This window comes from Nocardia sp. NPDC058176 (genome assembly GCF_042883805.1).
Classification (GTDB): domain Bacteria; phylum Actinomycetota; class Actinomycetes; order Mycobacteriales; family Mycobacteriaceae; genus Nocardia.
The window spans coordinates 25,874-51,736 of record NZ_JBHVVA010000005.1 but is presented as its reverse complement, the minus strand read 5'-3'; the positions used below and the strand labels follow the sequence as shown (position 1 = coordinate 51,736).

28 protein-coding genes and 1 tRNA gene are annotated in these 25,863 nt (G+C 69.2%); 17 read left to right on the top strand and 12 right to left on the bottom strand.

From position 1 onward, the window contains the following. Window positions 1-131: 131 nt before the first annotated feature. On the top strand, window positions 132-1,334 hold the full coding sequence (locus tag ACFVVM_RS24560; protein ID WP_387622511.1) for a saccharopine dehydrogenase family protein: 1,203 nt from the start codon (window positions 132-134) through the stop codon (window positions 1,332-1,334). A 76-nt stretch (window positions 1,335-1,410) separates the two neighbouring features. On the opposite strand, the gene ACFVVM_RS24555 is transcribed toward ACFVVM_RS24560, so the two are convergent. The 3 genes from ACFVVM_RS24555 to ACFVVM_RS24545 are packed head-to-tail and all read right to left on the bottom strand — an operon-like array spanning window position 1,411 to window position 3,397. After that, the gene (locus ACFVVM_RS24555) at window positions 1,411-2,037 is read right to left on the bottom strand and encodes an MBL fold metallo-hydrolase (RefSeq protein ID WP_387622509.1); all 627 of its coding nucleotides are present in this window, start codon (window positions 2,035-2,037) and stop codon (window positions 1,411-1,413) included. After that, a complete protein-coding gene (locus ACFVVM_RS24550) occupies window positions 2,034-3,119 on the bottom strand; it encodes an S-(hydroxymethyl)mycothiol dehydrogenase (RefSeq protein ID WP_387622506.1) in 1,086 nt (361 codons plus the stop codon). Before ACFVVM_RS24550 ends, ACFVVM_RS24555 begins: the two co-directional genes overlap by 4 nt. 59 nt (window positions 3,120-3,178) lie before the next feature. Beyond that, window positions 3,179-3,397: a three-helix bundle dimerization domain-containing protein gene (locus tag ACFVVM_RS24545; protein WP_387622503.1), complete on the bottom strand. Its 219-nt coding sequence runs from the start codon at window positions 3,395-3,397 to the stop codon at window positions 3,179-3,181. Between the two features lie 49 nt (window positions 3,398-3,446). Between ACFVVM_RS24545 and ACFVVM_RS24540 the strand changes: the two genes are divergently transcribed. Beyond that, window positions 3,447-4,364, top strand: a complete 918-nt coding sequence (locus tag ACFVVM_RS24540) for an ankyrin repeat domain-containing protein (protein WP_387622502.1) — start codon at window positions 3,447-3,449, stop codon at window positions 4,362-4,364. Window positions 4,365-4,385: 21 nt separating this feature from the next. Here the strand turns inward: ACFVVM_RS24540 and cynR are convergent, their stop codons facing one another. Next, a complete protein-coding gene (cynR, locus tag ACFVVM_RS24535; RefSeq protein ID WP_387622499.1) occupies window positions 4,386-5,282 on the bottom strand; it encodes a transcriptional regulator CynR in 897 nt (298 codons plus the stop codon). Window positions 5,283-5,331: 49 nt separating this feature from the next. Here cynR and ACFVVM_RS24530 point away from each other — a divergent pair, with 49 nt between their 5' ends. Then, window positions 5,332-6,249 carry an alpha/beta fold hydrolase gene (locus tag ACFVVM_RS24530; RefSeq protein WP_387622496.1) on the top strand — a complete coding sequence of 306 codons (918 nt, stop codon included), beginning with the start codon at window positions 5,332-5,334 and terminating at the stop codon, window positions 6,247-6,249. Here ACFVVM_RS24530 and ACFVVM_RS24525 read toward each other — a convergent pair. Then, window positions 6,246-6,905 (bottom strand): TetR/AcrR family transcriptional regulator, encoded by a 660-nt coding sequence (locus tag ACFVVM_RS24525; protein ID WP_387622493.1) that lies wholly within the window; start codon window positions 6,903-6,905, stop codon window positions 6,246-6,248. The two genes, ACFVVM_RS24530 and ACFVVM_RS24525, sit on opposite strands and share 4 nt — an antisense overlap. A 160-nt stretch (window positions 6,906-7,065) precedes the next feature. On the opposite strand from ACFVVM_RS24525, the gene ACFVVM_RS24520 reads away from it, so the two are divergent. Further along, window positions 7,066-9,099 carry a CocE/NonD family hydrolase gene (locus ACFVVM_RS24520; protein WP_387622490.1) on the top strand — a complete coding sequence of 678 codons (2,034 nt, stop codon included), beginning with the start codon at window positions 7,066-7,068 and terminating at the stop codon, window positions 9,097-9,099. A gap of 127 nt (window positions 9,100-9,226) precedes the next feature. Here the strand turns inward: ACFVVM_RS24520 and ACFVVM_RS24515 are convergent, their stop codons facing one another. Both ACFVVM_RS24515 and ACFVVM_RS24510 read right to left on the bottom strand, forming a co-directional pair. Further along, window positions 9,227-10,186, bottom strand: a complete 960-nt coding sequence (locus ACFVVM_RS24515; protein ID WP_387622488.1) for a TIGR03557 family F420-dependent LLM class oxidoreductase — start codon at window positions 10,184-10,186, stop codon at window positions 9,227-9,229. 19 nt (window positions 10,187-10,205) lie between these two features. Next, entirely contained in the window at window positions 10,206-10,538 is a 333-nt protein-coding gene (locus ACFVVM_RS24510; RefSeq protein ID WP_387622486.1) for a plasmid stabilization protein, read from the bottom strand. A 142-nt stretch (window positions 10,539-10,680) separates the two neighbouring features. Here ACFVVM_RS24510 and ACFVVM_RS24505 point away from each other — a divergent pair, with 142 nt between their 5' ends. The 5 genes from ACFVVM_RS24505 to ACFVVM_RS24485 all read left to right on the top strand — a co-directional run bounded on the left by ACFVVM_RS24505 (window position 10,681) and on the right by ACFVVM_RS24485 (window position 16,118). Beyond that, on the top strand, window positions 10,681-11,367 hold the full coding sequence (locus ACFVVM_RS24505; RefSeq protein ID WP_387622483.1) for a rhomboid-like protein: 687 nt from the start codon (window positions 10,681-10,683) through the stop codon (window positions 11,365-11,367). Between the two features lie 31 nt (window positions 11,368-11,398). Beyond that, window positions 11,399-12,181, top strand: coding sequence for a YdcF family protein (locus tag ACFVVM_RS24500; protein ID WP_387622481.1), 783 nt, complete (start codon window positions 11,399-11,401; stop codon window positions 12,179-12,181). Between the two features lie 135 nt (window positions 12,182-12,316). After that, window positions 12,317-13,219 carry a metal-dependent hydrolase gene (locus ACFVVM_RS24495; RefSeq protein WP_387622479.1) on the top strand — a complete coding sequence of 301 codons (903 nt, stop codon included), beginning with the start codon at window positions 12,317-12,319 and terminating at the stop codon, window positions 13,217-13,219. Next, window positions 13,216-14,313, top strand: coding sequence for a PDR/VanB family oxidoreductase (locus ACFVVM_RS24490; RefSeq protein ID WP_387622477.1), 1,098 nt, complete (start codon window positions 13,216-13,218; stop codon window positions 14,311-14,313). Before ACFVVM_RS24495 ends, ACFVVM_RS24490 begins: the two co-directional genes overlap by 4 nt. 32 nt (window positions 14,314-14,345) lie before the next feature. Continuing rightward, window positions 14,346-16,118: an SDR family oxidoreductase gene (locus tag ACFVVM_RS24485; protein ID WP_387622474.1), complete on the top strand. Its 1,773-nt coding sequence runs from the start codon at window positions 14,346-14,348 to the stop codon at window positions 16,116-16,118. Here ACFVVM_RS24485 and ACFVVM_RS24480 read toward each other — a convergent pair. Together ACFVVM_RS24480 and ACFVVM_RS24475 are read right to left on the bottom strand one after the other, a co-directional pair. Then, the gene (locus ACFVVM_RS24480) at window positions 16,115-17,551 is read right to left on the bottom strand and encodes a serine hydrolase domain-containing protein (RefSeq protein ID WP_387622471.1); all 1,437 of its coding nucleotides are present in this window, start codon (window positions 17,549-17,551) and stop codon (window positions 16,115-16,117) included. The two genes, ACFVVM_RS24485 and ACFVVM_RS24480, sit on opposite strands and share 4 nt — an antisense overlap. A gap of 141 nt (window positions 17,552-17,692) precedes the next feature. After that, window positions 17,693-18,193 carry a hypothetical protein gene (locus ACFVVM_RS24475; RefSeq protein ID WP_387622469.1) on the bottom strand — a complete coding sequence of 167 codons (501 nt, stop codon included), beginning with the start codon at window positions 18,191-18,193 and terminating at the stop codon, window positions 17,693-17,695. A 66-nt stretch (window positions 18,194-18,259) separates the two neighbouring features. On the opposite strand from ACFVVM_RS24475, the gene ACFVVM_RS24470 reads away from it, so the two are divergent. The 3 genes from ACFVVM_RS24470 (at window position 18,260) to ACFVVM_RS24460 (ending at window position 20,214) form a co-directional block, all read left to right on the top strand. Then, window positions 18,260-18,577 carry a hypothetical protein gene (locus tag ACFVVM_RS24470; RefSeq protein ID WP_387622466.1) on the top strand — a complete coding sequence of 106 codons (318 nt, stop codon included), beginning with the start codon at window positions 18,260-18,262 and terminating at the stop codon, window positions 18,575-18,577. 92 nt (window positions 18,578-18,669) lie between these two features. Further along, window positions 18,670-19,674 (top strand): zinc-binding dehydrogenase, encoded by a 1,005-nt coding sequence (locus ACFVVM_RS24465; protein WP_387622464.1) that lies wholly within the window; start codon window positions 18,670-18,672, stop codon window positions 19,672-19,674. A gap of 466 nt (window positions 19,675-20,140) precedes the next feature. After that, window positions 20,141-20,214: transfer RNA gene (locus tag ACFVVM_RS24460), tRNA-Ile, on the top strand. A 53-nt stretch (window positions 20,215-20,267) separates the two neighbouring features. On the opposite strand, the gene ACFVVM_RS24455 is transcribed toward ACFVVM_RS24460, so the two are convergent. Next, window positions 20,268-20,633 carry a winged helix-turn-helix transcriptional regulator gene (locus ACFVVM_RS24455; protein WP_387622461.1) on the bottom strand — a complete coding sequence of 122 codons (366 nt, stop codon included), beginning with the start codon at window positions 20,631-20,633 and terminating at the stop codon, window positions 20,268-20,270. An 83-nt stretch (window positions 20,634-20,716) separates the two neighbouring features. Between ACFVVM_RS24455 and ACFVVM_RS24450 the strand changes: the two genes are divergently transcribed. From ACFVVM_RS24450 to xylB, 5 genes are all read left to right on the top strand, one after another. Continuing rightward, window positions 20,717-21,541: an NAD(P)H-binding protein gene (locus tag ACFVVM_RS24450; protein WP_387622459.1), complete on the top strand. Its 825-nt coding sequence runs from the start codon at window positions 20,717-20,719 to the stop codon at window positions 21,539-21,541. A 171-nt stretch (window positions 21,542-21,712) separates the two neighbouring features. Beyond that, window positions 21,713-22,579, top strand: coding sequence for a serine/threonine protein phosphatase (locus ACFVVM_RS24445; protein ID WP_387622457.1), 867 nt, complete (start codon window positions 21,713-21,715; stop codon window positions 22,577-22,579). After that, window positions 22,576-22,743, top strand: a complete 168-nt coding sequence (locus ACFVVM_RS24440; protein WP_387622455.1) for a hypothetical protein — start codon at window positions 22,576-22,578, stop codon at window positions 22,741-22,743. The genes ACFVVM_RS24445 and ACFVVM_RS24440 overlap by 4 nt, the downstream gene beginning before the upstream one ends. Next, the gene (locus ACFVVM_RS24435) at window positions 22,740-23,222 is read left to right on the top strand and encodes a nucleoside deaminase (protein ID WP_387622452.1); all 483 of its coding nucleotides are present in this window, start codon (window positions 22,740-22,742) and stop codon (window positions 23,220-23,222) included. Before ACFVVM_RS24440 ends, ACFVVM_RS24435 begins: the two co-directional genes overlap by 4 nt. 222 nt (window positions 23,223-23,444) lie before the next feature. Continuing rightward, window positions 23,445-24,881 (top strand): xylulokinase, encoded by a 1,437-nt coding sequence (gene xylB / locus ACFVVM_RS24430; protein ID WP_387622449.1) that lies wholly within the window; start codon window positions 23,445-23,447, stop codon window positions 24,879-24,881. Between the two features lie 43 nt (window positions 24,882-24,924). On the opposite strand, the gene ACFVVM_RS24425 is transcribed toward xylB, so the two are convergent. Together ACFVVM_RS24425 and ACFVVM_RS24420 are read right to left on the bottom strand one after the other, a co-directional pair. Next, window positions 24,925-25,326 (bottom strand): SgcJ/EcaC family oxidoreductase, encoded by a 402-nt coding sequence (locus ACFVVM_RS24425; RefSeq protein ID WP_387622447.1) that lies wholly within the window; start codon window positions 25,324-25,326, stop codon window positions 24,925-24,927. Then, window positions 25,323-25,733: a hypothetical protein gene (locus tag ACFVVM_RS24420; protein ID WP_387622445.1), complete on the bottom strand. Its 411-nt coding sequence runs from the start codon at window positions 25,731-25,733 to the stop codon at window positions 25,323-25,325. Before ACFVVM_RS24420 ends, ACFVVM_RS24425 begins: the two co-directional genes overlap by 4 nt. Between the last annotated feature and the right edge of the window lie 130 nt (window positions 25,734-25,863).

The following is a 25,863-nucleotide window of genomic DNA, read 5'->3' as shown; positions in this document are numbered from 1 at the left end:
GACGAAAGATGCTGTGGTGGGGGACTATCGGCGACTTCCTTGGTTGCGTACCGAGCCCCCGCCGCTGCACTTGTATGTAACCTTTGGTTACAGGAAGTTGACGTGGGGTGTCAGAGGAATAGGAGTCGTCGATGCGCGTACTGGTACTGGGTGGGGCCGGCGAGATCGGCCGGGCGGCGGCGCGGATGCTCGTCGCGCACGAGGACGTCGAGCAGGTGGTGATCGCCGACCTGTCCGAGTCCAACGCGCGGGCGGTCGCCGGGGAACTCGGGGCGGTGGCGCGGCAGATCGACGTCACCGACCACGACCGGTTGGTGGCGCTGGTCCGCGAGCACGACATCGTGGTCAACACCGTCGGCCCGTACTTCCGGTTCGGGCCCGGCATCCTGTCCGCCGTCATCGAGGCCGGGCGCGACTACGTCGATGTCTGTGACGACCCGGCACCGACCGCGACCATGCTCGCCATGCACGAGCAGGCCGTGGCCAACGGGGTCACCGCGGTGATCGGCATGGGCGCCAGTCCCGGTGTCGCGAATCTGCTTGCCCGCCAGGCGATCAGCGGACTCGACCGGGCCGAGGGCGTGGTCACCGGCTGGAACCTGTTGATGGCTCAGCCCGCCCAGCGGTCCTGGCAGCCGAGCGCGGCGATCGTGCACGGCATCGAGCAGGTGAGCACGCCGATCCCGGTGATTCGCGGCAACGAGCAGGTGCGTGAGAAGCCGCTGGCGAAGACGACCATCGACTACCCGGGGATCGGCTCGGGGACCGGCTGGACGTTCGGTCATCCCGAACCCGTGACCCTGTTCCACACCTACCCCCACCTCGTCGACTGCGTGAATCTCGCGGTCGCCCCGCCCCATGTCATCGGCCCGCTCACCGCGCTCGGCACGGCCGTGCGCTCTGGATTCCTCTCCCGTGCCCGCGCCGCGTCGGTCGCCGCGGTCGTCGAGAACCTGCTGCCCGGCTCCCCGCTCGCGGCGCTCGACAACGGTGCCCTGCCGCCGCTGTTCGCGACCGCCACCGGAACCCTCGACGGCGAACCCGCCACCATCGGCTGCGCACTGGGCCAGTTCCCCGGCCTGAACATGGCCGAGGCCACCGGAATCCCGTTGGCGGTCGGCACCCTCCTCAACCCGAGACAACCCGGCGTCCACCCGCCCGAAGCCGTCTTCGACCCCGACGAGTTCTTCCGCGCCCTCGCCCCCCACTGCCTGGGCAACCCCCGCCCCGAGTCGATGGTCGTCACCACCAACAGCCAGTGGACCCCCGAACGCAACGCCCGAGCCCTCGACACCGGCTCCCTCGTGACCGCCCTCCTGCGCCGCAAGGGTTGACCAAGATCATCACGCTCTGGTGGCGTTCGGCTCTCGGGCGATGCCGCCACCAGAGCGTGGTGATCAACCGTCCAGCTCAGTGACCGCGGGCGATCCAGTCGGCCAGGGCGGGGCGTTCGGTGCCGATGGTGGTGGTGTCGCCGTGGCCGGTGTGGACGACGGTGTCGTCGGGGAGGGCGAAGAGGCGGTCGCGGATGGAGTCGATGATGGTGTCGAAATCGGAGAAGGAGCGGCCGGTGGCGCCGGGGCCGCCCGCGAAGAGGGTGTCGCCGGTGAGCAGGGCCGACAGGTCGGGGATGTGCAGGGAGACCGAGCCGGGGGAGTGGCCGGGGGTGTGGATGAGGTCGATGTCGGTGCCCGCCACCGTGATTCGGGTGGTGTCGGCGAGGGAGCGGTAGTCGGTGTCGGGGTGGGTCATCCGCCACAGGGGCTCGTCGCCGGGGTGCAGCAGGATGGGGGCGTCGAAGCGGTCGGCGAGGGCGGGGGCGACGGTGACGTGGTCGTTGTGGCCGTGGGTGCACAGGATCGCGGTGACCGTGCGGTTGCCGACGGCCGCGGCGATGGCGTCGGCGTCGTGGGCGGCGTCGACGACGAGTACCTCGGCGTCGTCACCGATCAGCCAGACATTGTTGTCGACGTCCCAGGTGCCCCCGTCGAGGCTGAAGGTGCCCGAGGTGACGACGCGTTCGATGCGCGGGCTCACCACACCACCACCGAGCGCAGCACCTTGCCCTCGCCCATGGCGGCGAAGGACTGCTCGACCTCGTCGATGCCGATGCGCTCGGTGACGAACCGGTCCAATGGCAGCCGGCCCTGCCGGTAGAGGTCGATCAGCGTCGGGAAGTCGCGTTCGGGCAGGCAGTCGCCGTACCAGGAGGACTTCAGCGAGCCGCCGTGGGAGAACAGGTCGATCAGCGGCATGTCGAGGGTCATGTCCGGGGTCGGGACGCCGACCAGAACGACGGTGCCGGCGAGATCGCGGCCGTAGAAGGCCTGCTTCCAGGTCTCGGGACGGCCGACCGCGTCGATCACCACATCGGCGCCGAAGTCGCCGGTGAGCTCCTTGATCCGCTCGACCACGTCCTCGACGGTGGCATTGATCGTGTGGGTGGCGCCGAAGTCCTTGGCCCACTCCAGCTTTCGCGGATCACGGTCGATCGCGATGATCGTGCCCGCGCCGGCGAGGGCCGCGCCCGCGATGGCGGCGTCACCGACTCCACCGCAGCCGATCACCGCGACGCTGTCCCCGCGCGAGACCGCGCCGGTGTTGACCGCCGCGCCGATCCCGGCCATCACACCGCAGCCGAGCAGGCCGGCCACGGCGGGATCGGTGTCGGGAGCGACCCTGGTGCACTGCTTCTCGTGCACGAGCGTCTTGTCGGCGAAGGCGCCGACGCCGAGGGCAGGGGTGAGCGGGGTGCCGTCGGTGAGCGTCATCGGGGTGCTGGCGTTGTGGGTGTCGAAGCAGTACCAGGGGCGACCACGGCGACAGGCGCGGCACTCGCCGCAGACCGCGCGCCAGTTGAGCACGACGAAATCGCCGGTGGCCACATGGGTGACGGCGGAACCGACCGACTCGACCACACCGGCGGCCTCGTGGCCGAGCAGGAACGGGAACTCGTCGTTGATCCCGCCCTCGCGATAGTGCAGGTCGGTGTGGCAGACCCCGCAGGCCTGGACGCGGACCACCACATCGTGCGGTCCCGGATCGGGGATCACGATGTCGACGGTTTCGACCGGGGCATCCTTGGCTCGGGCGATGACTCCGCGGACGGTGTCGGGCATGCGGACCTCCTGTGGGTTGGCGTGGTCTGCGCTCAACGCTAGCGGGGCCGCCCGGTGGATCAGTCCGGGATGGGTGGGATCTCGCCTGTCGGGGTGCCGAGTTCGTCGCGGACGTGGTGTTCGACGAGCAGGGGAACGAAGTCGCGGACGTGCACCTTCTCGAAGTGGGCGTAGGTGTGGCGGACGATGTCGGCGATCTCGGCGGGGGCGATGGTCGGGTACCGGATGGTCAACCGTTCGATGACCTCGTCGAGTTGCTGGTTCTCGTGAGTAGTCATATTTCAGGGTTACCCCGGGAGGCGCGGCGGTCAACCGGGTCGGGCATAGATGGTGTCGATCGCGGTGATCGGCACTGCGTCCTGGACGGTGCTCGCCTCGGTGGGCACGGTGGATGGTGACCAAGAGGAGATCTGTATGAATCCGGCTCGACCGACCGTTCGTGGTGCCCGCGCCGCCGTGCTCGTGCTCGCGGTACTCGCGATGGGTGCCTGCTCCGCCGACCCGGAATCCGCCGAGGCTCCCCAAACCTCCGCGGCATCGCAGGACCCGGCGACCGGGGCGTCGCAGGACCCGACCGCGACCGAGGCGCCTGTCACGTCTCGTGCCCCCGCTGCCGACGGCGCGCAGGGCCCCGCGGCCCAGACCCCACGGCAGCTGGACCACAGCCTCGACGGCGAGCTGTTCACCGCCGCCACCGACAACGACATCACCCGCGTCCAGGACCTGATCGCCCGTGGAGCCGACCTGGAATCACGCGGCGACGACGGCCGCACGCCACTGGTCGCCGCCACCAAGAACCGCGCGACCGAAGCCGCGCTGGCTCTCATCGAGGCGGGCGCCGACGTCAACGCCAAGGACGACATCCAGGACTCGGCCTACCTCTACGCAGGGGCCGAGGGCTTCGACGAGATCCTCGAAGCCACCCTGCGCCACGGCGCGGACCTGCGCAGCGTCAACCGATTCGGCGGCACCGCCCTCATCCCCGCCAGCGAACACGCCCACGTGAGCACCGTGCGCATGCTGATCGCCGCCGGGGTGGACGTCAACCACGTCAACACCCCGCAATGGACCGCCCTCCAGGAAGCGATCGTCTACGGCGACGGCTCCCGGCCCTACCAGGAGACGGTGCAGGCCCTCCTCGACGCGGGCGCCGACCCCCAGATCCGCGACGCGAACGGCCGCACCGCCCTGCAGAACGCCGAACGCCTCGGCCAGGACGCCATCGTCGCGCTGCTGCGCCGGTGACCTTGCTGCTCGTCGGGTCGCCTACCGGGTGTCGCGACGGCGATGCTCGGCTCGCACCAGTTCGGTGAAAGCTGTTGCGGCGGCGCTGCGGTGGGAGTCGGTGGCGTGGAGCAGGGTGACTGTGCGACGAGACATGCTGGGCTGCAACGGCACTCGCAGGAGCTGGGGGTGAGTGTCGGTGACTGCCTCGGGAAGGATGGTGAGCAGGTCCGATTCCGAGACCGCTTCGAGGAGTACCTGGATCGAGTCGAGCTGTAGGGCGATTCGTGGGGTCACGCCGTGTTCGTCGAGATAGGTGTCGACGTGGTGACGGGTGGCGAAGGACGGGTTGAGCAGGGCCAGGTCGTGGGTGGCCAGGTCCTGTGGGGACAGCGCGGCGGGTGGTGACGGATACGCAGCGGCGCCGAGTACTGCGGCGAGGGTCTCGTCGTAGAGCGCCTCGGCGGTGATGCCGGGCAGGCGGGGCGGGGCGAAGCCGATGCCGAGGTCGACGCGGTCGTCGAGCAGGCCGGATTCGATGGTGTCCTGGGCGGATTCGCCGAACTCGACCGTGATGCCCGGGTAGCGCTCGCGGAAGCGCGCGATGAGCGGGCCGACGAGATACGGGGTGAAGGTGGGGGGCGCGGCGAAGCGGAGCACGCCGCGACTGAGATCGGTGACATCGTGCACGGACCGCTGCGCCGCGGCGATCTCGTCGAGGGCGCGGCGCGCGTGCGCGAGGTAGGCCGCCCCGGCGTCGGTGAGCCGAACGGTGCGGCCCGCACGGTCGAGCAGGACCGCGCCCACCGCGCGTTCGAGCTGCTTGACCTGGTGCGACAGCGTCGGCTGGGACACGTGCAGTTCCTCGGCCGCGCGGGTGAAACTGCCGTGCTCGGCGACGGCGGCCAGATAGCGGATGTGCCGGAGTTCGGGCGTCACGGCCCGAGCGTACGCAGGCCGTGCGCCGCGAAGGACTACCCTCGGCGGCATGCCCGCGGACGAGTTGTTCCTGGAACCGATGATCGGCCGCCCGGCGGGCAAGATCGGCTACTTCACCAGCCGATCCGGCTTCGACCACTTCGCCGAGACCTACCGCGCGGGACTGGCGTTGTTGCCGAGACCCGATGCGATGGCCGCCGTTCCGACCTCGTTCGGGCCGGTGCGCGCCTACCGGTTCGGCCCCGGCGGTGACACGCCGGTGGTGCTGCTGTCCGGTCGCCAGGCCTGCACGCCGATGTGGCGGGGCAATCTGCCGGGGCTGGCGGCGCGACACACGGTCTGGTCGGTGGACAGTATCGGTGAGCCGGGCGCCAGCACCCAGGTCCGCGAACTGACCGACGGCGCCGATCAGGCGACCTGGGTCGACGAAACCCTCGCGGGACTCGGTCTGCCGCGCGCCCATCTGCTCGGTGTCAGCATCGGCGCGAACCTGGCCGTGCAGACCGCACTGCACCGCCCCGATCGCCTCGCCTCGATCACCCTGCTCGATCCGGCCAACACTTTCGCGCGGCTGAGCTGGAAGATGATCGTCGTCTCGCTGGGCAGCGTCGTACCGGGCATGCCCGCGGCGGTCCGCAACCGGCTGCTGAGCTGGATATCCGGTGGCGCACAGGCCGATTCGGCGCCGGAAGGCCAGCTCATCGCCGCCGGGATGAAGTACTACCGGGGCGCCCAGCCGCTGCTGCCACGCCCCACCGAGGACCAGTTGCGTGCGATCACCGTGCCGACGCTCGCCCTGCTCGCCGGCCGCAGCATCGTCCACGACGCCGACCGGGCCGCCGCCACCGCCCGCCTGATCCCGGGCGCCCAGGTGGAGGTGTGGCCGCAGGCCTCGCACGCGATCAACGGCGAGTACCCGGATCGGATCGCCGAGCGGTTCGCCGAGTTCGTCGACGGGATCGGTTAGCCCGGTTCGCCGGTCGAACCGATGCGGGTCAGCACGGCACCCACCACCAGGCAGGCGCTGTCGACGACCTCGGTCAGCGGTTCCCGGTAGCCGGAGAGCACCCATTTCTGGGCGATGATCAAGATCGCGCCGACCAGCCCGAGCATCAGCATCCGCACGCTGACGGAGGGGTGTTCGGTCAGGTCCAGATGCGGGGTGATCAGGGCAAGGCAGATGTCGACCAGCGCGTCGAGGACGTCGTGATAGGCGTGGTCGACGGCGGGACTCACCCCGAGGATCTCGAAGAAGGCGATCCGTGGGACCCGCGGATCGTCGGCGATGAGCTGGAAGTAGGCCGTGAGGGCCACCCGCACCCGGGTGTCGAGATCGGCTTCGACATCACCCATCCCGACGTGGATGGCCTCGAGCATGCGCGCGGTGACTTCCCGGTACACCTCGAGCAGGAGATCCTCACTGTCGGTGAAGGATTCGTAGAAATACCGCTTGCCGACCCCGGCCGTGCCGCAGATCGTGGTGACCGTGGTGGCACGGTAGCCCTCGGTGCCGAACGCCTCGGTGGCGGCCTCGATCAGCCGGGCGCGTCGTTCCTGTTGACGCTGCCCGGGCGCCGCGCCCCGGTACCTGCGGCCGTCGTCGTCGAGCTCGGGGGCGTTCACGCTGCCAATTCTCGCAGTGCCGCGTGGGGGCCGGTGTGGCGGCTGGTGGTTGTCGGCCGTGATGGAGAACATGTTCTTGCCATACCGCGTGACCCAGGCTACGTTACTTTCCGGTACGGGAACGTCGTGGTTCCCGATGGTGGAGGGCTGAGACCGAAGCATGATCAAACATCGAGGGCGACTGGCCGCGCTGGTCGCATCTGTCGTCGTGTTCGCGGGTGCTGTCGCATCGGCCCCGGTCGGGCAGGCCTCACCGGCCGCCGAGGGGCTCGACGCGCAGTTCGTCGCCACCCACAACGGACCGCAGCAGTACCCGAATGTTTTCATCGAGTGGGACGTGCCGATCACGATGAGTGACGGAACGGTATTGAAAGCCAACATCTATCACCCGGCGGGCGCCGATGGTCAGCCGATCAGCGAGCCGACGCCGACGATCGTCAACATGACGCCCTACACCAAGCTGGTCACCAACATCGCCGACTCGGCACTGTCGGTGCCCGGCCTGTCGGACGTGCTGATGCCGGTGCTGCAGAACCTCGATTTCTCCGCGTTCGGCTACAGCAGCCTCAGCGACATGATGAACGCGCTGCCCGGCGGTGCGGGACGCACGTTCGGCGTCGATCGCAACCTCATCCGCGGCGGGTACACGCAGGTCGTCGTCGACGTGCGCGGCACGGGCTTCTCGCAGGGCACCTGGCAGGTGTTCGGTGAACGCGAGCAGCTCGACGGTGTCGAGGTCGTCGACTGGGCGGCCGACCAGGGCTGGTCGAACGGCAAGATCGGCATGAGCGGCATCTCCTACTCGGGGATCAACCAGCTGCACACCGCGCAGCGGCAGCCCGAGGCGCTCAAGGCGATCTTCCCGATCGTGCCCGGCAGCGACTTGATCCGCGATGTCGCCGCCCCTGGTGGCGCGCTCGGCATCGGCTTCATCCCGGCCTGGCTGCTGGCCGTCGACGGCGCGAAACTGCTGCCCGACATGGTCTCGATCCTGACCGGCAGGTTCGACTGGACCTGGCTGGCCGACCGCGTCAGCGATCCGTTCACCTTCTTCAATGTGCTCATCGCCGCGCTCACCACCCCGAGCATCGACCAGGTCCCGCCGGAGCTGAACGCGGTCCTCGACGACGAGAGCGCGCTGCGGACCGCGTGGGTCGGCAAGCCCGATCAGGTCAAGGTGCCGACGTTCATCTACGGCGGCTGGCACGACATCTTCACCTACTCCTCGCCGCGCATCTACAACGCCGTCGACGTGCCCGCCGAGCAGAAGAAGCTCGTCATGGGCAACGTCTACCACGTGACCGTGAGCTCGGGGCTGGGTCAGCCCGGCGCGCCCGCCCCGCTGGAATCGCTGCAGCGCGCGTGGTTCGACAAGTGGCTCAAGGGCATCGACAACGGCATCGACCGCTACGACCCGGTCACCCTGTGGCAGCAGGGCAGCGAGCAGTGGACCACCGATGTCGCGTTCCCGCGGCCGGGCATGCAGCACCGGCGGCTGTACCTCGACCCCGCCTCCTCCGGGACCGCGCCGGGCGCCAGGTTCGACGGCAGTCTGGTCACCGCACCCGGTGGGGCGCAGCGGGTCTCGGTCGATCCGAGTCTGGCCACCATCTGCTCGCGCGATGCCGCGCAGGGCACGGCGGGCCTGGTTCCCCTCCCGGACATCTGCATCAAGGACGCCCGGATCAGTGAGGGCGCCGCGCTGACCTTCACCACCGCCCCGGTGAACCAGCCGACCCGCATCTCCGGTTCCATCGCCGCGCACCTGAACACCGTCCTCGACACCACCGACGGCTACTGGACGGTGACCGTGAACGACGTCGCCCCCGACGGCCGCTCGACGGTCTGGTCGCAGGGCCAGCTGATGGCCTCGTTGCGCACCGTCGACGAAGCCAACTCCACGCGCTCACCCAACGGCGACTACACCGATCCGTACCCGTACCTCACCCTGGACACCCGCCAGCCGGTCGTCCCGGGCGAACCGACGACGGTCGACATCGGCATCAGGGCCACCGACGGTGTCCTGCAGCCGGGCCACCGCCTCCGCGTCGACATCTTCGCGGGCAACTTCCCCAGCGGAATCCCGCTGCGCCCGTTGCTCAACGAGAGCGGCCTGCGCACCCAGCACCTGGAACTCGACCCGTCCCGCCCGAGCTGGATCAACGTCCCCATGGACACCGACCCCGGCTGGTGACCCCGGCTCACCCGGCCTCGGACAGCCGGTCGAGGTCGGGAACCCGGGTCACCGTCGCGGGGAGGTGGGCGAAGGTGGTGGCGTCGCGGACGGCGGCGTCACCGTGGTCGTTGGCACGAGTCATCTCTCAGTTCGCGGCGCGCAGGAGTGGGGCGAGTTCGTCGGCGTAGAAGTCGAGGAAGGCGTCCATGTCCGGGCCCGCGTTCATCAGGACGACGCGGTCGTAGCCCGCGTCGGTGTACTCGCGCACTGCCTTCACATAGCGGTGCGGGTCGTTGCCGCAGACGAAGCCGTCGAGCATGTCCTCGATTCGGACGGTGGTCGTGGCGGCGGCGAAGTTGACCGGGTTGGGTAGCTCGCTCATCACCTTCCAGCCGCCGACCGACCACCGGTTCGTCGACAGTGCCGCCTCGGCGCCCTCCTCCTCGGTGGGCGCGAACGCCACACCCAGTTCGGCATAGCGCGGTCCCTGCCCGCCTGCCTGCCGATAGGCCTGCACGAGTTCGGGTTTCGGCTCGGTGGCGAACAGGCCGTCGCCGAGTTCGGCGGCGATCACCGCCGCGTTCGGCCCACCCGCGGCCACCGCGATGTCGGGCAGGGTCTCGGGGAGATCGAACACCCGGGCGTCCGACAGCGACAGGTATCGCCCGTCGTAGCTGCGATATCCGCCGCGCCAGAGCAGCCGGATGATCTCGAGGGCTTCGCGCAGCATCCGCTGCCGCACCCGCACCGGCGGGAACTCCGCGCCGGTGATGTGCTCGTTGAGCCGCTCACCCGAGCCGATGCCCAGGGTGAACCGCCCGTCGGAGACCAGTGCGGTGGTGGCGGCGGCCTGCGCGATGATCGCCGGGTGATAGCGGATGATCGGGCAGGTCACGCCGGTGGCGAGGCCGATCCGCTCGGTGCGCGCGGCGATGGTGCCGAGGACGGTCCAGGCGAACGGTGAGTGGCCCTGATTGTCCAGCCAGGGGTGGAAGTGGTCGCTCATCTCGACGAAATCGAAGCCGACGGCTTCGGCCCGAACCGCTTGTCGCACCAGCTCGTTCGGGCCGAACGCCTCGGCCGCCAATTTGAATCCGATCTGCATGGCGGGCCTTTCGCGGTGCTCAGTCGCGGCCGAGGGCGTGGGCGAGTTCCTGCTTGTTCATCTTCGAGCGGCCGTCGATGTTGCGCCGCCGGGCCTCGTCGTAGAGCTGGTCGCGGGTCAGGCCGCGCGGGCCCTTGCGGTGCGCGCGCTGACCACCGCGGCGCGCGGGCGAGGTATCGGTGCGGGAGAGCTTGCTGGATGTCGCGGCTTCGCCCTGCTGGGCCCGGGTCTTGTTCACCGTGCGCGCGGCGATCTCCTCGGCGCGCTTCTCGCTGGTGCCGCGCTCGAGCTCCGACTTCTTGATGTCCTTGTACTGGCGTTCCCGCTTGGCGCTCCACGCTTGCTGCGGCACGACTGCCTCCTCGGATCGGGTGGACGTTCGGTGTGCGCCTACCCGGGGATGGTCGGCGGAAACAGGGCCGCCCCGATTGGTGGCGGCACCCGCCGCGGATCTGGCAACGACCCGGCAATCGAATTCCTGGCACACTGGCGTGGTGAGCGCGGTCTTGCGGGCACGGAGCGGTGAACTGGCAGCGGGTGTGTGGCGGTGGATCCGCAGCGCGCCGGGCACCTACCTGTGGCTGACCGCGCTGGCGGTGACCACGGTGATCATCGCCCGGCTCCCGCCCGAGGACGCGCGGGTCTGGCTCGGTCACCGCTCGACCAACCTGCACCACCTCGGCGAGGATCCGCTGCGGGTGCTGGTTGGTAGCGCGTTCTGGACCGACGGCGGCGGCTGGTTCGCCTACGCGGCGCTGTTCACGATCTTCCACGCCAACGCCGAACGCTGGCTCGGCACGCTGCGCTGGCTGGTGGTGGCGATCCTCGCCCACGTCGGGGCCACCTATCTGAGCCAGGGCGTGCTGCTGTGGGCGATCCGCAACGACGAGGCGCCCGAGCGGGCGATGTACACCCTCGATGTCGGCGTGAGCTACGCGCTGGCCGGGGTCGCCGCGGTGCTGGTCTATCGGCTGGTGTCGCCGTGGCGGTGGCTGTATCTGGTGGGCGTCCTCGCGGTCGTCGTCCCGCCTGTCTTCCTCGACCGGACCTTCACCGACCTCGGTCACGCGGGCGCCGCGGCCATCGGCTTCGCCTGTTACCCGTTGACGCGGGGACGCGACGCACCCTGGGATCCGGCGGTTCCGCTGCGCCGTCTGGTCCGGCGGAGATCGATCCGCTGACCACACCGATCGGCCCGATACGCTGAACCAAGTGATCTTGCTGGCGGTCGGCGTCGTTCTGCTCGGAGTGTTCGTGCTGCGTTTCCGGGGAGACCGGCGCCGGTTCGGCAACGGGGTCCTGTTGTTGCTCGGAATCCTGTGCGCCGGTGGACCACTCGTCGCCTCGGGGGTCACCGTGACCGGCGCGGCTCCGGTCCAGATCGCGATCGTGCTCGTCATCGCCTATCTCGGGTTCCTGCTGGTCGCCTTCCTGCTCTACGCACTGGTCTACGCGTGGACCACCCACACCGAGGACGCCGCCGCCATCGTCGTGCACGGCGCCGGTCTGCGGGGCGACCGGGTACCGCCGCTACTGGCGAGCAGACTGGACCGAGCACTGGACCGGTGGCGCGCCGAGAGCGTCCGCGGACCCGCGCCGCTGCTGGTGGTCAGCGGTGGCAAGGGCTCCGGCGAGCGCATCGCCGAAGCGGACGCGATGGGCAGCTACCTCGAAGAGCGCGGCGTGCCGGCCGAAGCGGTGCTGCGCGAGGACCGATCGACCACCACCCGCGAGAACCTCCTGTTCAGCAAGCAGCTGCTGGCCCAGCGCGGCATCGAGCACGACATCGTGTTGGTGACCAGCAACTTCCATGTGCTCAGGACCGCGATCCTGGCCCGCGCGGTCGGCCTCGACGCCCAGGCGATCGGTGCGCCGACCTCGCGCCTCTACCTGCCGTTCGCGCTGCTCCGCGAGTACGTCGGGGTGCTGGCCGAGCACAAATGGCTCCATCTCACCGCCTGCGTGGCCCTGGCGGTGGCGGCGTTCGCCGGGTGACGGCGGGCAAAACCGCACCAAAATAGGTGTTACCTCAAATACTACATAGATGTATCATTGCCCTACCGCAGAACACGGCGCACCGTTGCGCCGCAGCGCTCGCAGGAGCTCTGCGCGGGAGGACGAGGAGTACCGATGAAGTTACTTCGCCGGGCCGCTCGGCGACCGGACACCGATCCGGGTCAGGTCGCGCTGCAGGCTCGCAATGTGACCTTCGACTGGTCGGACGTGGCTCTGCACTGGATGCCCGCCGAGCCGGTGGCCAGTCATCTGATCAGTGCGCTGAACATGCTCCTGCCCGAGGGCGAGCGCATGTTCTGCGCGACCTATCGGGAAGCGCTGCCCTACGTCAAGGACGAGAAGCTGCGCGAGGACATGCTCGGTTTCATCGGGCAGGAATCGATGCACGCGAGCACCCACGAGAAGGTGCTCGGCGAGGTGTTCGCCGCGCACGGCATCGAGCCGGGACCGTATCTGCGGCAGATGGAGTATCTGTTCCGCAAGACGCTGGGTCCGCGCGGCGGCGACGATCACGCCGCCCGCCAGATGCTGGTGGAACGGCTCGCCTTCATCGCCTGCCTCGAGCACTTCTTCGCCTGGCTCGGTGACTGGGTCCTCAACGCCGACCTGGAGAAGTTCGGCGCCGACCCGCGCATGGCCGATCTGTTCCGCTGGCACGGCGCCGAGGAGGTCGAGCATCGCAATGTCGCCCACGACGTGGCGGTGTACTTCGGCGTCGGCTACGTACGCCGGTGCGCGTCGATGGTCCTGGTGTTCCCGATCTTCCTCTCGCTGGTCGTGCGCGGGACCAGGTTCCTCGTCCAGCAGGATCCGGCGCTGCCCGATCACGGCTATCTGCGCCTGCTCACCAAGGTGTTCGGCGCCATGTGGCGGGGTGCGCTGCCCGGTGTGCCGTCGCTGCTGATCAGCGCGCTGTCGACGTTCCAGCCCGGCTACGACCCCGGCAATGTCGGCTCGACGGCCCAGGCCGTCGCCTACCTGGCCAAGTCACCGGCGGCGCGCGCGGCGGCTTCGTGACCACCCGCGACTTCCCCGCCGATCTCTACGGCAAGCACCGCCACGATCCGGGGATCAGGGTCCTCGACGCGATCGCGACCACCCGGCTGCGGTGGAGCGCGCTGGTCAATCGCGGTGACCTGCGTCGGCTGCGCGCCGACGACCGCCGGTTCCCGGTGGTGGTGACCGAACGGCGGATCGAGGCCCACGACCAGGACGTGGTGAGCCTGCGCCTGGAAGCCCCGGACGGTCGTGTCCTGCCGCGCTGGCGTCCCGGCGCGCACCTGGATCTGGAACTGCCGTCGGGCCGGTTGCGGCAGTATTCGCTGTGCGGTGACCCCGCCGACGAGCGTGCCTACCGCGTCGCCGTGCGCCGGATCCCCGACGGGGGCGGCGGCTCGACCGAGGTGCACGACGAACTGCCGGTGGGCAGCCGGTTCGTGGTGCGCGGGCCGCGCAACGCGTTCCCGTTCGCCGTGCCCGGCCACGGGTCACCCGCCCAGCGCCTGCACTTCGTCGCCGGTGGTATCGGGATCACCCCGATCCTGCCGATGGCCCGGCTCGCGCATCGGCTCGGCGTGCCGTGGACGCTGGTCTACAGCGGCCGCAGCCGCGACACCATCCCGTTCCTGGCCGAGATCGAGGGTTTCGGCGCGCACGTGGTGGTGCGCACCGACGACGAACACGGCCTGCCCGACGCGGCGGCGCTGCTGCCCGGCGTCGGCCCCGGCACCGCCGTCTACGCCTGCGGGCCGACCCCGATGACCTCGGCCATCGTCGCCGCCGTGCGCACGATGCCCGAGGTGGAACTGCACTACGAACGGTTCTCCCCGCCGCCGATCGTCGACGGCACCGCCTTCGAGATCGAATTCGCCTCCACCGGCGAGGTGGTGACGGTGCCGGCCGACCGCACCGTGCTCGACACCATTCTCGAGTCGCGTCCCGATCAGCCCTACTCGTGCAGGCAGGGTTTCTGCCGCACCTGTGTGGTGCGGGTGCGCTCGGGCGAACCAGACCATCGCGAGACCGTGCTCTCCGATGCCGACCATGCCGCCGGTGAGCTGCTCGCCTGCGTATCCCGTTCCCACGGTGAGCGATTGGTGCTCGACCTGTGAGTTCGATTCCGGGACAAGGAGTCCGAAAGACCATGACGATCGACAGCCCCCAGGTCGCGAACGAGCGCGTCGTCCGTAGCGGCGAGTTCGACATCGCGGTGTACGAATACGGAAATCCCGCCGCCGACACCATCGTGCTCGTGCACGGCTGGCCCGACACCCATCACCTGTGGGACACGGTGATCCCGCTGCTGTCGGAGCGCTTCCACGTGGTCGCCTACGACACCCGCGGCCACGGCGCCTCCACCCGCACCCAGCGCACCGCCGACTTCCGCCTCGACGAACTGGCCCGTGACTTCTACGCCGTCCTCGACGCCGTGAGCCCCGATCGTCCCGTGCACGTGCTCGCCCACGACTGGGGTTCGGTGCAGGTCTGGGAGGCGGTGTGCGAACCGCAGGCCGCCGAGCGGGTCGCTTCGTTCACCTCGGTCTCGGGCCCCAACCTCGATCACCTGGCCAGCTGGGTCCGCGATCGTCTGTCGCGGCCCACACCGCGCAATGTGTGGCAGCCGGTGACCCAGCTGCTGTCCTCGGCCTACACCTTCTTCTTCATGACCCCGGTGTTGCCGCGCGTCACCTTCGGCGCCATCGGCACCGAAAAGGTGTGGCAGCGCGCTGTTTCCCTGATGAACGACACTCCGGCCGCCAACGTCAAGCTCGGTCCGACCTTCCGTCGCGACATGGTCGACGGCCTGCTCATCTACCGCGCCAACATCGTCGAGCGCATGCTCTCCCCGCGCGAGCGGCGCACCGAAGTGCCGGTGCAGCTGATCGTCGCCGGGCGCGATGTCGCCGTGCGGCCCGCCGGCTACGACGACTCGGGCAAGTGGACCGACCGGCTGTGGCGCCGCGACGTGCCCGCCGGGCACTGGATGCCGTTCTCGCATCCGGAACTCCTCGCCACCGCGACCACCGAACTGATCGATGCCCTCGACGGCGCCGGTGTAGCGCGCGGCCTGGCCAGGGCCGAAGTCGGCCGCACCCGAAGGGAATTCGACGACAACCTGGTGGTCGTCACCGGCGCGGGCAGCGGTATCGGCCGCGAGACCGCGCTCGCGTTCGCGCGCCTGGGCGCGGAGCTGGTGGTCTCCGATGTCAACGAGCTCGCCGCCAAGCAGACCGCGGAGCTGGTGGCCGCCGAAGGTGGTGTGGCGCATTCCTATTCGCTCGACGTGTCGAGCGAGGAGGCGGTGCGCGCGCACGCCGAGGCCGTGATCGCGGCGCACGGGGTGCCCGACATCCTGATCAACAATGCCGGGGTCGGCCAGGCCGGTAGCTTCCTCGACACCACGTCCGAGGAGTTCGACCGGGTCCTGCGGATCAACCTGGGCGGTGTGGTCAACGGCTGCCGTGCCTTCGGCACCGCCATGGCCGAGCGCGGCCTGGGCGGGCACATCGTGAACCTGGCCAGCATGGCCGCCTACAGCCCGCAGCGCGACATGGCCGCCTACGCCACCAGCAAGTCGGCGGTGTTCATGTTCTCCGACTGCCTGCGGGCCGAACTGGCCGATCGTGGCATCTCGGTCTCGACCGTGTGCCCCGGCATCGTGCACACCAATATTGTTGCCACCACGCGTATCTCGGGCGTCTCCGCCGAGGAGGAGGTGGCCGCGCAGCAGAAGTTCGACAAGCTGTACCAGCGGCGCGGTTACACCCCCGACAAGGTCGCCACCCAGATCGTGAAGGCGGTGCGCACCGGCCGCGACATCGTCCCGGTGACGCCGGAATCGTGGCTGCAGTACCGGATCAACCGGATCGCCCCCGGCGCGGTGCGTTTCGCCGCCCGGCGGATGAAGCTGGTCTAGGCGGCGTTCCGGCTTTCCCGGAGCGCGAGGGCGCGAGCGATCGCGATCGTGAGGCCGACCACTGCCGTCGTCGCGACCACGGCGAGCAGGGTCGGCCACACGTGCGACAGCAAGCGGAAGGAGACGCCCCGGCCGCCGGTGACCAGCTCGAGCATCCGGGTGAAGCAGACGAAGATCACCGCCGGGCACAGGTAGACGAGCACACCGAATGTCTTGCTCAGCCGGGACTTTCGGTGCGCGGCCCAGCTTCGCGATCGCCGGATCTGCCGAGCACCGGCGGCGACCACGGCCACTCCTGCTGCCAGCACTGTCACATCAGCGATGAACGCGAGCGGAAGACGAGTGCCCCGCGGGGATTCGCCCAGTGCCAGCGCGATGAGGTCTTCCATGATCGCTTCGGTATCGGATTCGAGCGCGACCCGGCTGTTGGACAGCACCGCGATCCCGACCCCGCTGTCGGGCAGCAGCACCATGGTCGCCGTGGAGGTGAACGACGACGCGCTGTGGGAGATCTGCCGCGGCTGTCCTGGTGGATTGTCCCAGCCGAGTGCGTAGTGCCCATCCGGCGCGCTGGGCCGGTGCAGTTCCGATATTCCTGCCGGAGAGAGGATTTCGCGCGAGGTGTCGCCGAGGTTGAGCAGCATCCATCGCGCGAGATCGTCGGCCGTGGACACCATCCCGGCCGACCCGGCAACGAAACGATCCGGCTCCGAACGTGGCCAGGTGATCCCGAGAAACCGGTTGTGGCCGTCGACGAGGCCGGGGACCGCATCGCGCCAATTGTCCACCGCTACTGTTGAATTCATACCCAGCGACCCGAGTATCCGGCTGTCCAGATAGGTTGCGAACGGTAGTCCGCTCACCACCTCCACCAGTCGCGCGGCCACCCAGTAGTTGGGGTTGTGGTACATGTGCTGCTCGCCCGGGTCGGCAGCCAATTCGGCTTCGCTCGCGCTCGCGACGGCTGCCCGCAACGACTCCGGTTGGCGCAGTTCACCCTCGGGGAAGGTGGTGTCCGACATTCCGGAGCTGTGGTCGAGGAGGTTGCGCAGCGTGATCCGATCGGCTCGCGGATCCGCCGACGCGAACTCCGGGAGATGCTGGACCACCGGATCGTCGAGCGCGACCGCCCCCGCCTCGACCAGTTGCAGCACCGCCAGCGCGGTGAACGACTTCGACAGCGAGGCGATGCGCATCGGGCTCGACCCGCTGACTGGCGCACCGTCGGCGTCATGACCGTAGCCGCCGGTGTGCAGCACGTGCCCCTTCTCGACCACCGCCACGGCGACGCCCGGCAGCCGGGTGGGACCGAGGTTCGCCTCGACCACCTCGGCGATCGCCACGCTGTCGAGCCTGGACGCATCGGCCGGTGGCGCGAAAACGACAAGACCGAACGCGATGGCGACCACGGCCGCGGTGAGCCGCACGATCATTGACACTCCTGTGAACTGTCGACTCCGGCGCACCGCGACTTCCAGCACGGCAACGACACCGAGCGTAGGGAGAACTCCCGCGGCGCCACATTGATGATTTCCGCAGTAATTTCCGAGGGTCGCCGCAGTACCATGCGAGGCTCACGCCAGGCGCAATTGCTCCTCCACGGCAGCGACGTGCCGGGCGTCGAGGCCCCACGGCTGGTCGACACCGACCTGCCGGTCCAGGTCCCACAGCACGCACTGCTCGTCGGGTCGCGCCACCATCGACCAGGCGACCACCGTGCGGCCGAGCTGTTCGGCCATCGACCCGTGTCCGGCCGTGTCGCCCACCCCCTCCGGGTGGTGGTGCAGGAATCGGCCGTAGGCGCGGGCACAGAAGTCGGCGTAGAGCCGGGTGCACAGGATGAGGCCGTGCCAGGCCTCGTCGACCGCGTGCGAGGGCATGCCGATCACCTGATCGTCGCGCAGGGCCGCGCCGCAGCAGCGCAACCATTGGCGCAGACCGGTTTCCACGAGTTCGCGGGGTTGCCAGGGGCAGGTCTTGAAGATCGCCTCGGGGAGGCGCAGTTCGGCCACGGCGCGGTCGACCCGGGTGAGGTCGACCGCGCGGGGGCCGAATCGGGGGATCGAGAGCGCCATGAATTCACTGTAAGGCCCCTGGGTGACGAGCTGCCGTCGGTCCGCGCGGCGGTTAGCCTGACAGGTATGGTGTCGCTGCTCGTGGTCTTTCTCGTGTTGTTCGCCGTGTTCGTTCCGGTGCTCATCGGGGTCATCGTGGTGCTGGTCCGCCGGTCGAACCGGTCGCGTGGCGGTGGGTACGACGGAAGCGGGCACGGTGGGGGAGCCTGGGTGGCGGGGACGGCCGGAACCTACCTCTACGTCGACGGCGCCTCGGGGCATGATCACGGTGATCGGGGCGGGAGCGGTGGGTCCGATGGTGGCAGTGGTATCGGCTGTGGTGGGGGTGGCTCCAGCAGCAGCAGTAGCTGCGGTGGTGGCGGCGGTTGCGGTGGCGGGTCCTGATGGTGTGATCCAGGTCGCAGCAGCCTTGACCTGAACTGGAGTTCAGGTTTCATGCTTGACGCGTCCGTGAACACCATGAAGGAGTCGTCGCGATGCGTGCAGTACAGGTCAAAGAGTTCGGTGGTCCCGAAGTACTCGAGGTGCTGGAAGTAGCTGCGCCGCAACCGGGTCCGGGTGAGGTGGTCGTCGATGTCGAGGTCGCCGACGTCATGTTCCTCGACACCCGGCTGCGCGGCGGCTGGGGGCAGGACTTCTTCCCGCTGACCCTGCCGTACGTGCCCGGTGGGGCGATCGCCGGTGTCGTCAGCGCGCTCGGCGCCGAGGTCGATGCGCAGTGGCTGGGTAAGCGGGTCGTCACCCAGACCGCGTCCAGTGGCATCGGTGGCGGCGTGCCCACCGGTGGCTACGCCGAGCAGTCATTGGCCAAGGCGGCCACCCTCGTCGAGATCGCCGAGGGCGTGACCACGCAGCAGGCCGTCGCGCTGGCCCACGACGGCCGTACCGCGCTCGCCGTGTTCGATTCGGCTGCCGTGCGACCCGACTCCTGGGTGCTGGTCACGGCGGCGGCGGGTGGCCTCGGCACGCTGCTCATCCAGCTGTCGGTCGCGGCGGGCGCCAAGGTTGTCGCCGCGGCTCGCGGTACGGAAAAGCTCGCGCTCGCAACGCGATTGGGTGCCGACGCCGTCGTCGACTACTCTGTCGACGGCTGGGACGAGCGGGTTCGTGAGCTCACCGGTGGTGGCGCGAACGTCGTGTTCGATGGTGCGGGTGGTGGTATCGGCGCGCTGGGGTTGGCGGTGACCGCCGACAACGGTGTCTTCCTCGGATACGGCTCCGCCGCAGGAGAGTTCGGCACCGGTGACGCGGAGGCCGCTGGTGTGCGTGGTGTCACAGTGATCGATCTGTTCGCTGCCGTCGGCAAGGTGACCGACTGGCTGGCCATCGCCCGGCGTGCCCAGGCGGAGGTGGCCGCCGGAAGGTTGGAAGTTGTTGTGGGACAGACCTTCCCGCTCGACCAGGTCGAACGCGCCCATGCGGCGATCGAGGACCGCTCGGCACTGGGTCGTACCGTCTTGACGGTTGGCGCGACATTGTAACTTATTATGCGCTACAACGGAATACACGATAAGTTCATTCTGTGCAGGGACTCATAGTCGTCGCGGTCATCGCCGCGGTTCTGTTGTTGGTCGCCCTCGTGATCAAGGTGGCCAGCAACCCAGGGGGATCCATCGACCGTCGCGTCCGCGAAGAACGCGTGCCGCGGCAGCGTGAGAAGGTCGAAAACTCTTAGCTACCAACCGGATTCGGTGAGGTACCAGGACGGTGATCGGTCACCGCGTCAGCACCACGACGACGCGGTACCGATCGCCGTAGACTGCGTTCCCCAACACCCCTGGCCCCGGCAGTGCGATCGCCCGAATTCCCGGACAACCACCTTCCCGGCCGACCTCCGCCAACCCCTCCGATCCGCCCCCCGAACACCCCATTCCCCGGCTCGCCGAGTGGTCAACGCCGCACCCCACCGGGTACGATCCCACTCGCCCGCGGGTGCACCGCGGCCCTGGGGCGGTAGCTCAGTCGGTTAGAGCCGCGGACTCATAATCCGCTGGTCGTGGGTTCGAGCCCCACCCGCCCCACCTTCCCGCTCCGAACTGCGGACATGGTGGATCGCGTACGCGTGACCAGCGGATTATGAGTCCGCGTCGTACTTGTGGCGCGCGGCCTCGACCTTGGGGAGGTTGTCGGCGGCCCATTCGCCGAGGGTTGCGAAGACCGGGGCCAGGCTGCGGCCCAGTTCGCTGATCTCGTATTCGACTCGGGGTGGCATTTCGGGGTGGTAGGTGCGGAGTACCAGGCCGTCGCGTTCCAGTTGGCGGAGGCGCTGGGTGAGGACCTTCGAGGTGATGCCGCCGATGCGGCGTTCGAGCTCGCCGAAGCGTTGCCTGCCGAAATTGTCCAGGCTCCACAGGATCGGGGTGGTCCAGCGGCTGAAGACGATGTCGACGACGGGGGTGACCGGGCAGGCGAGTTCCGGGGCGGCGTTGCTGTCCAACATCACTGTTACTTTCTTCTAGGTACCTACTTACTTTACGATGCTAGCGTCGCGACGTCGGGAAATTCAAGACGGAGGAGTGGCTCATGATCGTGGTGACGGGTGCGACCGGGAACATCGGACGGACATTGGTGCAGGTGCTCGTGGATGCGGGCGAACAGGTGACGGCGATCTCGCGGGGGATCACGGAGTCGGACGTCCCCGCGGGGGTACGCCCGGTGCGGGTCGACCTGTTGGACCTGGAGAGTCTCGGGCCCGCCCTCGCCGGTGCCGACGCGCTGTTCCTGCTGATCACCGGGGACTGGTTGACCGCCAGCGGAGACCTGAGCGGAATCCTCGATGCGGCACGTGCCGGCGGGATTCGGCGGATCGTCTTCTTGTCCTCCCAGGGTGTTTCGACGGGGCGGCACCCCTCGGACCTGGAGGAGGTGATCGAACAATCGGGCCTGGAATGGACCATACTGCGGCCGGGTGGCTTCGCCTCCAACGCTTTTCAGTGGATCGAGTCCGTCCGCGCAGAACGGACCATTGCCGCACCGTTCGGCGATGTCGCGCTACCGGTCATCGACCCGGTGGACATCGCCGAGGTCGCCGCCGCGGTGCTGCGTGAGCCGGGCCATGGCGGCCACATCTATGACCTGACCGGACCCGCGGCGATCTCGCCCCGGGAGCAGGCCGAGGCGATCGCGGACGCTTTGGCCGAGCCGGTGCGGTTCGTCGAGTTGACCCGGGAGCAGGCACGCACGCAGATGCTGGGATTCATGCCCGAACCGGTCGTGGAATCGACCCTGGCCATCCTGGGCGAACCGTCCGGCGAGCAAGAGGTGAGCCCGGACGTCGAGAAGATCCTCGGCCGAGCACCGGGAACATTCGCCCAGTGGGTGGCACGCAACGTCGCCGCGTTCAGATAGGACGGCCGGTGGCAGACTCGTGTGATGACAGGGGCCAGGAGTGACCGCCATCGGAGGATGTCGGCACTGCTGGCTTCGCTCGGCGACGATGATCTCGCCGAGCTCGTGACGACGGGCCGGTCCCAGAGCGTGGGTGTGGGTGGGGGTTCGGCGGTTGTCGACGTCGACGGCGTGCCGGTGTTCGCCAAGCGCGTTCCGCTGACCGAGCGGGAACTGGCCCATCCGGGTTCCACCGCGAATCTGTTCGATCTGCCGGTGTTCTGTCAGTACGGCATCGGTGGCCCTGGCTTCAACGCGTGGCGTGAGCTGGCCGCGAACATCATCGTCACCGAGGGTGTCCTGACTGGTCGGGCGCGGTCATTTCCGATGCTGTACCACTGGCGAGTGCTGCCGGGCCGGGCACCGATCGCCGCCGACCACGCCGATATCGATGCGGTGGTGGCCGCTCACGGAGGCCATCCAGCCGTGCGTGCTCGCCTCGAGGCGCTGGCCGCCGCGCCATCGAGCCTGGTGTTGCTGTGCGAATACATCCCGTACTCGATGTCGGACTGGCTGCGCGAGGATCCTGCAGGCAAGGCCGCCGTTGTCGCACAGCAGCTTTCGGAGATCGTCGCTTTCCTCGACGAGTGGGAGCTGCTGCACATGGACGGACATTTCGGCAATCTCCGCAGCGATGGGGAGCGGATCCATCTCAGCGACTTCGGGCTGGCCACCTCGGCGCGTTTCGACTTGTCGCCCGCCGAGCGCGAGTTCGTCGAACAGCACGCCACGCACGACGCCGACTACGCCGCCATGCGGCTGGTCAATTGGCTGGTGACCGATGTCTGTGGCGTGCCGATGCCGGCCAGTGGCGGCCCGGTCGCCCGCAACGCGTACGTCGAGCGGTGCGCCGCCGGCCGCATTCCGGACGACGTGTCGCCGGGCGTGGCCGCGATCCTGATCCGGCACGCACCCGCCGCCGCGAAGACGAACGCCTTCTACTGGAAGTTGTTCGGCGGCGACATCCATGCGGAATACGTTCCTGCGCTGGATGGATGACCGGCGATCGAGTAGGCGACGTGGAGGTCGACCCGATCGCCGATCGCTGGCCCGCGCTCGGCGCGTCCGCCGCGCTCGTCGCGTTCGTGACGGCCGGACTCGTCCACTATGTGCTGAGCATCCGCCTCGGCGCCGAAACCTCTTCGAAGGAGATCACTGCATGACCGCCGCGACCGACATCGACCGCGCCCTGCTCGACACCGCCGTCGCGATCGCTCGCCGCTCCCGCGAGCACGGCAACCACCCCTTCGGCGCGTTGCTCGCCGGACCCGACGGCGTGGTGTTGCTGGAGGCGGAGAACACCGTCACCACCGGCCGCGACGCGACCGGTCACGCCGAGACGAACCTGGTCCGGTTGTCCACTGCCACTTACGATCCTGGCTTCTTGCGCACCTGCACGCTCTACACCAGCACCGAACCCTGCGCTATGTGCGCGGGCGCGATCTACTGGGCGGGCATCGGCCGCGTCGCCTACGCCCTCGGCGAGGACGAACTGCTCGCCCTGACCGGCGCGAATCCGGAGAACCCGACCATGGCCCTGCCGTGCCGCACGGTCTTCGCCGCGGGGCAGCGTGAGCTCCCGGTCCTCGGGCCGGTCGACCTGCCTGCGGCGCGCGCCGTCCACGCGGATTTCTGGACCTGATCGGTCCGGTCGGGTCTTGCCGACTGCGCGATCGGCGCCGCCGGTGTGGCTGTGCGGACTAGGCTGGCCAGGCTCCCACCGGGACGTGAATGGGCGCGGCCGGTGCGGACGATGACCCGGTCCTGAGCCAGGGAATCGGGATGCGCCGCAACCGTGGAGAGGAAGCGTGCAGATGGTCGAAAGATCTACTCCAGCAGCCGGTATCACGTGTGGTGGGCGATCGTGACGGACGGGCGGCTGGTCGCGGGGATCGACTCGTCTACGCAGAGCACCAAGGTGGTGCTCGTGGAGGCGGAGACGGGGCGGGTGGTGGATCGGGGGCAGGCGCCGCATCCGGAGGGGACCGCGGTGGATCCGGGATGTTGGTGGCGTGCGCTGGAAGAGGCGGTGACGGGACGGTTCGGGGACGATCCGCGTGGGGGAGCTGAGCTGGGGATGCTCGGTCGGGCGTCGGCGATCTCGGTGAGTGCGCAGCAGCACGGGATGATCGCGATCGATGCGGGCGGGGCGCCGGTGCATGACGCGCTGCTGTGGAATGACATGCGGTCGGCGCCGCAGGCACGTCGTCTTCGCGACGAGTTCGGTCCGGACTGGTGGGCGAGCACCATCGGTACCGTTCCCGTGCCGTCCTTCACCGCGACCAAGCTCGCCTGGCTGGCCGAGAACCATCCCGACCTTGCCGCGCGGACCGCCGCGGTGCTGCTGCCGCACGACTGGCTGTCCTGGCGGTTGCGCTCGTGCGACGGGGCGCCGAGCACCGACCGCAGCGATGCTTCGGGTACCGGCTATTACTCCGTGCCGGAGGAGCGCTACCGGACCGACATCGTCGAACGCGTCCTCGGCCATGTGCCGGAATTGCCCGAGGTGCTCGGGCCCGCGCAGGTCGCGGGTGCCACGCACACCGGGATCCCGGTGGCCGCCGGGTGTGGTGACAATGCCGGTGCCGCACTGGGATTGGGCGTGCGGGAGGGCGGTGTGATCATCAGCATCGGCACCAGCGGAACGGTGTTCTCCACGACCACACACCCGGTGTCCGACCCGACCGGCGCGGTGGCCGGCTTCGCGGACGCGACCGGCCGCAACCTCCCCCTGCTCGCCACCATCAATGCCGCCAGGGTGCTCGCGGCCACCGCGGCGATGCTCGGCGTCGACCTCACCGAATTCGACCGCCTCGCCCAGACCGGGGCGCCCGATGCCGCCGGGCTCACGCTGATCCCGTATCTCGACGGCGAACGGACTCCGGATCTGCCGGATGCGACCGGCGCCCTCGTCGGAATCACCCGCGCCAACATGACGTCCGAGAACATCGCCCGCGCCGCCGTCCTCGGCGTGCTCGAGACCCTGCGCGACGCCCAGGACAGCCTGCGCGCCATCGGCATCCCGATCGAACACGCACTCCTGATCGGTGGAGGCGCCCGCTCCTCGGCCCTGCGCCACGCGGCCGCCGAGGTCTTCGAGATGCCCGTCCTCGTCCCGGCCCCCGAGGAGTACGTCGCCCTCGGCGCGGCCCGTCAGGCCGCTTGGGCACTGCACGGCGGCACCGAACCGCCCGCTTGGGCAACGCGAATAGATGCCACGATAGAGCCCGAGGGCGCTGGCTGGGCCGCCGACGTCCGCGGCCGATTCGTCACCGCCCGCCGCTCGCTCTACGGGGTCTGAGGAACCAAGGCCTGGCACGCACGCGTAATGCCGCGCACCCGACTCACTGCGGGAACTGGCTGATCCGGGTGTTCTGGAAGGTGGTGAAAAGCCAGGTTCCTGTGTGGCGCACCGCGACTCGGGTTTGGACGGACCGGGCATCGGGTGGCGCGGTCGCGCCCGGGGGCATGGGGCGATCGCCCACGGTGATCAGCACCGCGACATTCGGTGCCGGGAAGCGCAGCGCGGTGGCTTCGGGTTCGGCCATGCGGGTGCCCTTCATGAACCCGTCGAAGCCCTCCTGCATGACGGTGGCGAGTTCGGTCCGGCCACGGATGCGTTCCCCGATTACCGATACGAAATCGGCGTCGGGGGTGAACGTGGCGGCGAAGGCGGGGCCGTCACCTGCAGCCCAGGCATCCATCTGCGCGCGCAGCAGGGCGAGGATGGCAGTTTCGTCAGTCACGACGTCACCGGTCCCCGGCGACGCAGGCCCGCGAACTCGAGGGCGGCGAAACTCGCGACGAACGTTGCGCCCGCGAGCAGGAAGACCCGGCCCCAATTCGTCAGCGGAATCAGGTTGATGGCAGCGAGTTCGACCATGAGCACCGCTGACAGCGCGTTGACCGCGACGACGACGGCAGCCAGGCGAGACGGTGGCCGCGGGTGGCGCGCGATGAGCAGCAGTGCGGCGGCGCCGCCCAGCATGCCGACGCCGAAGGGGATCGACCAGGAGGTCGGCAATCCGAGCGGATCGCGCAATAACGGGGCCGTGGCCAGCAGAAAAGCGCCGAAGACGCCGGTGCTCCAGCCGTCTACCCGCAACGCGGTGAGCAGGCCGGTGCCCGATTCGAAGGTGGTCATCGTGGTCATGACATAGACGTTGCCAGCGGCCGGTCATCGTCTCAATGACCTCCGAGGTCATGGCACCCGGCCGCGCCGGACCGTGATGGATCGGCCCAACATCTACCGCCTGGCCCTGCACCCCGGCCCGCCCGCTGAC

Bases quoted from the DNA above. Each gene is read 5' to 3' on its own strand.
- ACFVVM_RS24540 (WP_387622502.1), top strand. From the start codon at position 3,447: ATGGTGTCGATCGCGGTGATCGGCACTGCGTCCTGGACGGTGCTCGCC.
- ACFVVM_RS24440 (WP_387622455.1), top strand. From the start codon at position 22,576: ATGACCGGCGATCGAGTAGGCGACGTGGAGGTCGACCCGATCGCCGAT.
- ACFVVM_RS24495 (WP_387622479.1), top strand. From the start codon at position 12,317: ATGAAGTTACTTCGCCGGGCCGCTCGGCGACCGGACACCGATCCGGGT.
- ACFVVM_RS24465 (WP_387622464.1), top strand. From the start codon at position 18,670: ATGCGTGCAGTACAGGTCAAAGAGTTCGGTGGTCCCGAAGTACTCGAG.
- ACFVVM_RS24530 (WP_387622496.1), top strand. From the start codon at position 5,332: ATGCCCGCGGACGAGTTGTTCCTGGAACCGATGATCGGCCGCCCGGCG.
- ACFVVM_RS24560 (WP_387622511.1), top strand. From the start codon at position 132: ATGCGCGTACTGGTACTGGGTGGGGCCGGCGAGATCGGCCGGGCGGCG.
- ACFVVM_RS24550 (WP_387622506.1), bottom strand. From the start codon at position 3,119: ATGCCCGACACCGTCCGCGGAGTCATCGCCCGAGCCAAGGATGCCCCG.
- ACFVVM_RS24545 (WP_387622503.1), bottom strand. From the start codon at position 3,397: ATGACTACTCACGAGAACCAGCAACTCGACGAGGTCATCGAACGGTTG.
- ACFVVM_RS24475 (WP_387622469.1), bottom strand. From the start codon at position 18,193: ATGGCGCTCTCGATCCCCCGATTCGGCCCCCGCGCGGTCGACCTCACC.
- ACFVVM_RS24420 (WP_387622445.1), bottom strand. From the start codon at position 25,733: ATGACCACGATGACCACCTTCGAATCGGGCACCGGCCTGCTCACCGCG.
- ACFVVM_RS24515 (WP_387622488.1), bottom strand. From the start codon at position 10,186: ATGCAGATCGGATTCAAATTGGCGGCCGAGGCGTTCGGCCCGAACGAG.
- ACFVVM_RS24450 (WP_387622459.1), top strand. From the start codon at position 20,717: ATGATCGTGGTGACGGGTGCGACCGGGAACATCGGACGGACATTGGTG.
- ACFVVM_RS24435 (WP_387622452.1), top strand. From the start codon at position 22,740: ATGACCGCCGCGACCGACATCGACCGCGCCCTGCTCGACACCGCCGTC.
- ACFVVM_RS24520 (WP_387622490.1), top strand. From the start codon at position 7,066: ATGATCAAACATCGAGGGCGACTGGCCGCGCTGGTCGCATCTGTCGTC.
- ACFVVM_RS24470 (WP_387622466.1), top strand. From the start codon at position 18,260: ATGGTGTCGCTGCTCGTGGTCTTTCTCGTGTTGTTCGCCGTGTTCGTT.
- ACFVVM_RS24480 (WP_387622471.1), bottom strand. From the start codon at position 17,551: ATGATCGTGCGGCTCACCGCGGCCGTGGTCGCCATCGCGTTCGGTCTT.
- ACFVVM_RS24485 (WP_387622474.1), top strand. From the start codon at position 14,346: ATGACGATCGACAGCCCCCAGGTCGCGAACGAGCGCGTCGTCCGTAGC.
- ACFVVM_RS24455 (WP_387622461.1), bottom strand. From the start codon at position 20,633: ATGTTGGACAGCAACGCCGCCCCGGAACTCGCCTGCCCGGTCACCCCC.